The organism is Mycobacterium triplex, from assembly GCF_000689255.1.
Classification (GTDB): Bacteria; Actinomycetota; Actinomycetes; order Mycobacteriales; family Mycobacteriaceae; genus Mycobacterium; species Mycobacterium triplex.
In genome coordinates, this window is record NZ_HG964446.1 from 2861643 (window position 1) to 2870220 (window position 8578).

An 8578-nucleotide genomic window follows, 5' to 3' on the forward strand; every position below is an offset into this window, starting at 1 on the left:
CAGCGGGGATGGGGTGACGGGAAAGTGCACCCTCAGAGCAACTTTGGTGATGCGGCAGGTGCGCTGGCGGTCTGCAAGGCTGAACTGCGTCGCCTGGGAAAGCGGATCGCCGGACCGTGATGCCTTCGGGCTCTATCCTCAAGTGACGCGGAATCGGTTGGAGGGACGATGCAATTTCTCGATCATGCGAATGCGTTGGTCGATGTGCTGAGGCTTCGTTCGCTGAATCGACGCGGAAAACCGCTGCGTATCAAGGTCGATGGGGAAACTTACTATCTGAACTCCGAGCCGACCGCGCTGTATCACGCGCGCAACTCGATGTCGAAGCTGGTGCGGATGGTCGGGTTGCTCAGCGACGCCAGGTCGATATTCGACGTGGGTGCAAATTGCGGGATCTTCGCGGCGCTGTGCGCCCGGAAGTTTCCAGAGGCAACCATCCACGCCTTCGAGCCGGCCAAGGGGCTGCAACCGATCCTCGCGCTCAACTGCGCGGCACCCAACATCACGGTGCACGAATTGGGGGTGGGCGAGCGGGATGAGGTCGCCACACTCTACGTGAATCCCCAGTCGCAGCAGACCAACAGCCTCCAAATCTCCGCCGTCACAGCGTTCCTCGATTCCACCAAGATCGAGGAGGAGACGATTCGGTGCGTGTCGGTTGATTCGTTCATGGCCGAACACGCGATCCCTCCGCTCGATGTACTCAAGGTCGACGTACAAGGACTCGAAGGCGCCGTGCTGCGCGGCGCCCGAGCCTCACTGCAGAGCGTGCAGTATCTCTTCCTCGAGGTGACTTGGCTCGATCTCGAGGGGGTGCAACGTATTCTGCCTGCGGCCGAGCACTACGGCTTCAGATACGTCGCGGTGGTCAACGAGGTCTACACGGGCGCCGATCTGCTGTTCACGCGTGAGCCGCTCACGGCCGAAGTGCCCAACGTGCTGCGCTTTCCCCTAGGCCCCGAATCGGCCGGGCAGCAGTGGTTCTAGTGACCGCGTCTGAACCACGCCGGGTCGCGAGCTCTGCCTGGTCGACTCGAATGACCCTGTAGGCCAAGATGATTCAGGCTAGACCGACTGCCTGGGGATCTCGGCCGTGGGCGCGTCGTCCGGGTGCTCCTGGCCCAGCAAAGCGCGCACCAGCGGACGCGGACCTTCCGGCCGCAGCATTGAACTGGCCGGGCGCGGACGAACCACCTGCGGCCACCAGAACCAACGTCCGAGGATAGCGGCGATGGTAGGCGTCATGAACGAGCGCACGATCAACGTGTCGAACAACAGACCCAGGCCGATCGTCGTACCGACCTGACCGATGATGCGCAAGTCGCTGGTCGCCATCGAGGCCATCGTGAAAGCGAACACCAGACCGGCGTTGGTCACGACCTTGCCGGTGCCGCCCATTGCCCGAATGATGCCGGTGTTGATACCCGCGCCTATTTCTTCTTTCATCCGGGATACCAGCAGCAGGTTGTAGTCAGATCCCACGGCTAGTAGCACGATCACCGACATCGGCAGGACCATCCAATACAGCTTGATGCCCAGAATGTACTGCCAGATCAGCACCGAAAGCCCGAACGATGAGCCCAGCGAAAGTGCCACCGTGCCGACGATCACCAGCGCGGCCACGAAACTTCGCGTGATGATGAGCATGATCGTGAAAATCAGGCAGAGCGCGCCTATTCCCGCGATCAACAGATCGAATTTCGACCCGTCTTTGAAGTCCTTGAAGGTCGACGCGGTGCCGGCCAGATAGATCTTGGCGTCTTCCAGCGGCGTCGTCTTGAGTGCCTCTTCGGCCGCCGTCTTGATCTTGTCGACCCGGTCCACACTTTCGGGGGTCGCCGGGTCGCCCTTGTGGGAAATGATGAACCGCGCCGCTTTCCCGTCGGGTGACAAGAACTGATTCATTGCCTTCTGGAAGTCCGCGTTTTTGAAGATCTCCGGCGGCAGATAGAAGGAATCGTCGTTCTTCGAGTTGTCGAACGCCTGACCCATCGTGGTCGCGTCTTTGTTGTCGACGTTGACCTGGCCGATGATCCCGGACATCGTGCTGTGCATCGTCAGCGTCGTCGTCTTGAAAAACTGCATAGACGCGAGCAGCTGCGGGTACTGCTCGAGTAGTTGCGGCAGCAGCACATCCATCTTGTGGAGATCGATCAGCAGGTCCCCGAGTTTGTCGCTCAGCTCGTCGACCCCGTCGAGAGTGTCAAAGATCGACCTCAAGGCCCAGCAGATGGGGATATCGAAGCAGTGCTTTTCCCAGTAGAAATAGCTCTTGATCGGTCTGAGGAAATCTTCAAAGTCCGCGAAGTGATTTCTCAACTCATACAAGAGTTGGGTCATGTCGTAGGTCTTGGTGATCGACTCGTGGGTTAGAGCGGTGAGTTGCTTCTGAAGTTCGTAAAGGCGCTTCATCGACGCGATCTGGATGTCCATGATGCGGACCTGCTCGAGCATGTCGTCCATGCGAGCCTTCATGTATTTGATGTTTTGTGACTGGGCCGAGTTCTGCATGGCCAGCATGAAGGGGATCGAGGTGTGCTCGATCGGCGTCCCCTCGGGCCGGGTTATGCCCTGAACCCGGGCAATTCCGGGAATTTTGAAAATGGCCCTGGCCAGCCGGTGCAGCACGATGAAATCGGCCGGATTGCGCATGTCGTGATCGGATTCGATCATCAGAATTTCCGGCAGCATCCGCGCCTGGGAGAAGTGCCGGTCGGCGGCGGCATAGCCGATGTTCGCCGGGATGTCGTCGGGCATGTAGAGCCGGTTGTTGTAGCTGGTCTGATAACCCGGCAGGGTGACCAATCCGACCAGCGCGACGGCGATGGTCGCGACGAGGATGGGCACCGGCCAGCGGACGATTGCCGTGCCGATGCGCCGCCACCGACCGAACCGGATGGCTCGCGTGGGATCGAGCAGCCCGAAGCGGCCCCCGACGGTAAGGACGGCCGGAACCAGCGTCAGCGCGATCACGACGGAAATGACCAAGCCGATGGCGCACGGCACGCCCATGGTCTGGAAGATGGGCATCCTGGTGAAGCTCAGACACAACATCGCTCCGGCGATCGTCAAACCGGAACCCAAGACAACGGGGACGACCCCGCGGAAGGTGTTGTAGTACGCGGTTTCTCGGTCCTCACCGGCCTGACGCGACTCTTGGTACCGACCGAAGAAGAAGATCCCGTAGTCGGTTCCGGCCGCCATCGCGAGCGCCACCAACAGGTTGACGGCAAATGTCGACAGTTGCACGAGGCTGTGGTCGCCGAGGAAGGCGACTATTCCCCTGGCCGCGAGCACCTCGACCCCGACGGTGATCAACAACAGGATCACCGTGATGATCGACCGATAGACGAACAGCAACACCACGAAAATGATCACCGCGCCGACCGCGGTCATCTTCAGAATCGATCTGTCACCGGCCTCCTGCATGTCCGAGAACAGTGCCGACGGACCGGTGACATAAGCCTTGATGCCCTGGGGTGGCGGGTTTTTCGCGATGATGTCCCGGACGGAAGCAATGGAGTTTTGGCCCTGCGTCGTGCCCTGGTTACCGGCCAGGTTCATCTGGACGTACACGGCCTTACTGTCGGCGCTTTGTGCGCCCGCCGCGGTGAGCCGATCGCCCCACAAATCCTGAACGTGCTCAACATGTTTCGTGTCGGCCTTCAACAGGCGCATCAATTTGTCGTAGTACTTGTGCGCGCCGTCTCCGAGCTCGTTCTGCCCTTCGAGCACCAACATCACGAAGCTGTCCGAGTCGGACTCCTTGAAGACCTTGCCCATCCGCATCATGGCCTGCACCGCCGGCGCATCTTGCGGCGCCAACGGCACCGAGTGCTCCCGGCCCACCCGCTCAAGGGACGGAACCGCGAAGGTCACCAACAGCGTCAGCGCTATCCAGCCGAGGATGAAGACCACCGACAAATTGCGCAGCGTTCTGGCGACGAATGGCTTCTGGACCGGAGTTTCGGCGCGTTGGGTGGCTATCGGTTCCGTGGTCATCCGCGCCTCACCGCGTTTCCTTCAGCAACAGGGAGCGCACCAACGGACGCGATCCCAATGGGCGCAGCATTTGGCTTGCGGGGCGAGTGCGCACTTGTTGCGGCCACCAGAACCATCGCCCGAGCAGCGCCGCGACGGACGGTGTCATGAAGGCGCGCACCACCAAGGTGTCGAAGAGCAGGCCCATCCCGATCGTGGTGCCCAGCTGGGCGATGCTGCGCAGGTCGCTGACCGCCATGGAAGCCATCGTGAATGCGAACACCAGGCCCGCGTTGGTGACGACCTTGCCGGTCCCTGCCATGGCCCGGATGATGCCGGTGTGGATGCCGGCGGCCAATTCCTCTTTCATCCGGGAAACCAGCAGCAGGTTGTAGTCAGAACCCACCGCCAACAGCACGATCACCGACATGGATAGCACGGTCCAGTGGATTTGCAGCCCCAGCAAATACTGCCAAACGAGGATGGACATTCCGAAGGAAGCGCCCAGTGAGAGCAAAACCGTACCCACGATGACCAGCGCGGCAAGGAAACTCCGCGTCATGATCAGCATGATGATGAAAATGAGGCAGAGGGCGGCGACTCCGGCGATCAAGAGGTCGTATTTGGCACCGTCGACCAAGTCCTTGACTACCGCGGCGGTTCCGGTCAGATAAATCTTCGCGTCTTCTAGGGGCGTGCCCTTGAGCGCCTCCTCTGCCGCCGTCCTGATCGGTTCGACTCGCGAAAGGCCCTCGGGCGTGGCCGGGTCGCCCTTTTGCGAAATCAGCATGCGGGCGTTCTTTCCATCCGGCGACAGGAAGATCTTCATGACCCGCTTGAAAGTGTCCGAGCCGTCAATAATGCTCGGCGGGATGTAGAAACTATCGTCGTTCTTGGAGGTGTCGAATGCTTGGCCCATGGCATTCGGGTTTTGGCCGCCGTTGACCTCCATCTGGCCGATGGTTCCTTCCATGGTGCTGTGCATTGTCAGCATCATGGTTCGCATGCTCTGCATGGTCTCGATCATTTGTGGGATTTGTACGAGGATCTGCGGTAAGAGCAGATCTAGCTTATCGAGGTCCGCCACCAACTCGGTGAATTTGTCATTGACCTCGTCGACGCCATCGACTGCGTCGAATACCGACCTGATTGCGTAGCAAACGGGAATATCATAACAATGCTTTTCCCAGTAGAAATAGCTGCGGAACGGTCTAAAGAAATCCTCGAAATCCGAAACCCTGTTTCGCAACTCCGCAACGGCTTTTTGAATTTCATGCGTCTGGCCGACCATGTCATGGGTGGTGGCCGTGAGCTCTTTCATCAGGCCTAGCATGTGCTGCATCAGCGCGATCATCTTGGTCAGTTCTTCGGCCTGCTTCATCATGTCGTTCATGCGGTCTTTTTGGAACGCCATATTTGTCAGCTGAGACGACTGCGACATGCTCATGATGTAGGGAATGCTGGTGTGCGCGAGCGGAGTTCCCTCCGGCCGAGTCACGCTCTGAACCGTCGACACGCCCGGCACCGCGAGGATGCCCTTGGCCAATTGGTTCAATACCAACATGTCGGTCGGGTTCCGCAAGTCGTGATCGGCTTCGACCAAAAGGATTTCCGGCATCATCATTCGCGACTCGGGAAAATGTCGGGCCGCGGCCGCATTTCCGACGCTGGCGGGAATATCTTCGGGAATGAACTTCTGGTCGTCGTAACTCGGGTTGTATCCCGGGAGCGTCAGTAGCCCGACCAGGGCAACGGCCAATGTGGCTATGAAAATGGGCGCGGGCCAGCGAACGATCGCCGTGCCTATTCGCCGCCAACCGCGCACCTGGAGCTTCCGCTTCGGCTCGAACAGGCCGAACCGGCTTCCGACGGCAATCAACGCCGGCGTGAGTGTGAGAGCGACCAAGACCGCAACGGCGATACCCACGGCGTTGGGCAGGCCGAGTGGCTGGAAATAGGGGAGGCGAGTGAAGCTCAGGCAAAGAACGGCGCCGGCGATTGTCAGTCCGGAGGCCAACACAACCTTGGCGACACTGCTGAAGGTGGTATAGAAAGCGGTTTCTTTGTCTTCGCCCGCCTGCCGGGCCTCCTGGTAGCGCCCGACGAAGAAAATTCCGTAGTCAGTCCCGGTGGCGATGACCGCGGCCACGAGCAGGTTGACTGCGAAGGTGGTGAGACCAATAACTCCGTTATAGGCGAGAAATGCCACCATTCCGCGGGAGACCGTCAATTGCAGCCCGACCATCAGCAACAAAAGAATGACGGTGAAGATCGAACGATAGACGAGCAGCAACATGATGAAGATCACGGAAAGGCTCGCCAGCGTGACGGTAGTGACCGTCTCTTGGCCTGCTTGGTTCATGTCCGCCACGGTTGCGGCCGGGCCGGTGACGTAGACCTTGAGCCCGGGCGGCGCGGGCAATCCCGCCACGATGCCTCGCACGGCCGCCACCGATGCGTCGCCCGCGGTCGCGCCCTGGCTACCGCCGAGGTTCAGTTGCACATAGGCGGCCTTGCCGTCGATGCTCTGCGCCGCGGCCGCCGTGACCGGGTCTCCCCAGAAGTTCTGGACATGCTGAACGTGTTTGGAATCGGCCTCGAGCCGGCGGACCAATTCGTCGTAGTACTTGTGATCCTCTTGGCCGAGGGCCCGGTTCGCCTCTAGGACAATCATCGCCAGGGCGCCGGAGTTGGATTCCTTGAAATCCTGGCCGAGGCGCGCCATCGCCTTGAAGGACGGTGCGTCGACGGGATTCAGCGATACCGAATGCTGTTGCTCGACAACCTCCAGTGGCGGGACGCCGACGGTGAAAAAGACCGCCAGACCCAGCCACGCCAGGATGATGAGTATCGAAAACCGGTGGATCGTCCGCGCTATGAAGGAATGCGCGGGCCGCTCCGTGCCCATGTTTTCGTCGCTCATGCAGCCGTCAGCACGCAGTACGTGAAGGCGTTCACCTCGTGGGATACCTTCTCGGACTTGACGGTGCCGTCGACGATGATGCGGCAGCCGATGGTATCGGTATCACCTTGTGCCACCACGTTTCCCACGATTGACGGCAGGGTGGTCGACAGATCCATCGACCACGGCAGGGTGACGCCGTTGATGTGCTGCGGGTCGGCGTTGACGTCGAAATAGCTGATGTCGGCCACGGTCCCCGGCGCACCGAAGACCTCGTACTTCAAATGCTTGGGGTTGAACGGTTTGCTGTCTTTGACCCTGGTGTCGGCATAGGACTGGCGCTTCTCGGAGCCGAATATCCCATGCAGCCGCGAGACGGTGAATCCCCCGGCGGTGAGCACCGCCACGATGAGCAGTGGAATCCACAGCCGTCCCAGCAGCTTGATCACCCCGGCTCCGGGGTTGCGCCGGCGCTTTCGAGCTCCGTCGGGCTCTTGGGATCCGGGTGCTGACTGGCGACCGAACCGCCGCAGGCGGCCAGCGGGCTCGCTCACGCCCTGGCTGCCTTCGGTGGCGACGTCGGACCGGGCTCGAACATCGTGTTCGACCACCGCACCCCCTTCAACCCGTTCACAGACTCGCTATCTCAACCGCTCGGACAGTACCCAAATCTCGATCGCATCACGCCAGACCTGCGGCGGTCGGCTCAGACGAGCGGCGTTCGGCGAGTGCAACCAGATCTTGATGAGTAAACCATGCCATTGGCCCCGACATCAGATCTTTGGAAACCCGATATGGGATCGTAACTCGTACCGTGTGCGTAAGAGCACGGTAGCAATGAGTGAAATCCGCCCCCGAAGCAGGTGTTGTATGCGTCATTGTCCCGAGCAATGGTGATACATATTACATTATCGCGCGGTCTTGCGCGGAAGCGTCATCTACCGAACTGGGTCAGCCGAGGCCGCTGAGCGTGCGATTTGTCTGCGCCGGATCAACCAGTCCGGTGATCGGCGGAGCAGCCAAAGGGGAACGGTTCCCTCGCGCGGTCACACCGGCCCGCAGCTCCGCCAGCTACCGTGCCGTCCCGGCATTTGCTGGGGACGTCCGACGGTCGTTTCCGGTCTGATCTGCGGGTCCACGCCCGGGGGCGTGGGACGGTATTTCGGCGCGGCAACTAACGGGCAACGAGAGCGTAACTCGGTCGTATTCTGGCCGCCGGTACCGTACTCTTGGCGGGCGGCAGACAGCCCGTACCGTCGCTGCAGGTCACTGCACTCCGGGGTGCCAACGTCCGAGCGTTGCGCCCCGCGCCGAATTGCCAAGAGGTGTCACGAGTGCTTAGCAGATCACATCAGGAACTTTGTCGAAACCTCCGACCGAGCCTGTAGGCCTCCAGTATGGTTTGGAACGACCCCACCTATATCGAGAGAACGCCTGGAGAACTGTGAGCACGAATCCGTTCGACGACGATAATGGCAGTTTTTTCGTGTTGGTCAATGACGAGGAGCAACACAGCCTGTGGCCGACGTTCGCCGATGTCCCCGCTGGATGGCGGGTGGTATATGGCGAGGCGGACCGTGCGGCGTGTCTCGAGTACATCGAGCAGAACTGGCCCGATATCCGGCCGAAGAGTCTGCGCGAGCGGCTGGCAGCGGGTCGGAGTTTTGATAAGTAAACCGCCTGGGTATGGGGACT

At 60.5% G+C, this 8578-nt stretch carries 5 protein-coding genes; 2 read left to right on the plus strand and 3 right to left on the minus strand.

Annotation, left to right across the window (positions count from 1 at the left end):
• Positions 1 to 168: 168 nt before the first annotated feature.
• Positions 169 to 987 carry an FkbM family methyltransferase gene (locus tag BN973_RS13440; protein ID WP_036468740.1) on the plus strand — a complete coding sequence of 273 codons (819 nt, stop codon included), beginning with the start codon at positions 169 to 171 and terminating at the stop codon, positions 985 to 987.
• A gap of 78 nt (positions 988 to 1065) precedes the next feature.
• On the opposite strand, the gene BN973_RS13445 is transcribed toward BN973_RS13440, so the two are convergent.
• The 3 genes from BN973_RS13445 to BN973_RS13455 are packed head-to-tail and all read right to left on the minus strand — an operon-like array spanning position 1066 to position 7320.
• Positions 1066 to 4002: an MMPL/RND family transporter gene (locus BN973_RS13445; protein ID WP_036468741.1), complete on the minus strand. Its 2937-nt coding sequence runs from the start codon at positions 4000 to 4002 to the stop codon at positions 1066 to 1068.
• 7 nt (positions 4003 to 4009) lie between these two features.
• Complete coding sequence (locus tag BN973_RS13450; protein WP_036468743.1) at positions 4010 to 6904, minus strand: MMPL/RND family transporter; 2895 nt, start codon at positions 6902 to 6904, stop codon at positions 4010 to 4012.
• Positions 6901 to 7320, minus strand: a complete 420-nt coding sequence (locus BN973_RS13455; RefSeq protein WP_036472377.1) for an MmpS family transport accessory protein — start codon at positions 7318 to 7320, stop codon at positions 6901 to 6903. Before BN973_RS13455 ends, BN973_RS13450 begins: the two co-directional genes overlap by 4 nt.
• A gap of 1007 nt (positions 7321 to 8327) precedes the next feature.
• On the opposite strand from BN973_RS13455, the gene BN973_RS13460 reads away from it, so the two are divergent.
• A complete protein-coding gene (locus tag BN973_RS13460; protein ID WP_025735785.1) occupies positions 8328 to 8558 on the plus strand; it encodes an MbtH family protein in 231 nt (76 codons plus the stop codon).
• Positions 8559 to 8578: the final 20 nt, after the last annotated feature.

Bases quoted from the DNA above. Each gene is read 5' to 3' on its own strand.
- BN973_RS13445 (WP_036468741.1), bottom strand. From the start codon at position 4,002: ATGACCACGGAACCGATAGCCACCCAACGCGCCGAAACTCCGGTCCAG.
- BN973_RS13450 (WP_036468743.1), bottom strand. From the start codon at position 6,904: ATGAGCGACGAAAACATGGGCACGGAGCGGCCCGCGCATTCCTTCATA.
- BN973_RS13440 (WP_036468740.1), top strand. From the start codon at position 169: ATGCAATTTCTCGATCATGCGAATGCGTTGGTCGATGTGCTGAGGCTT.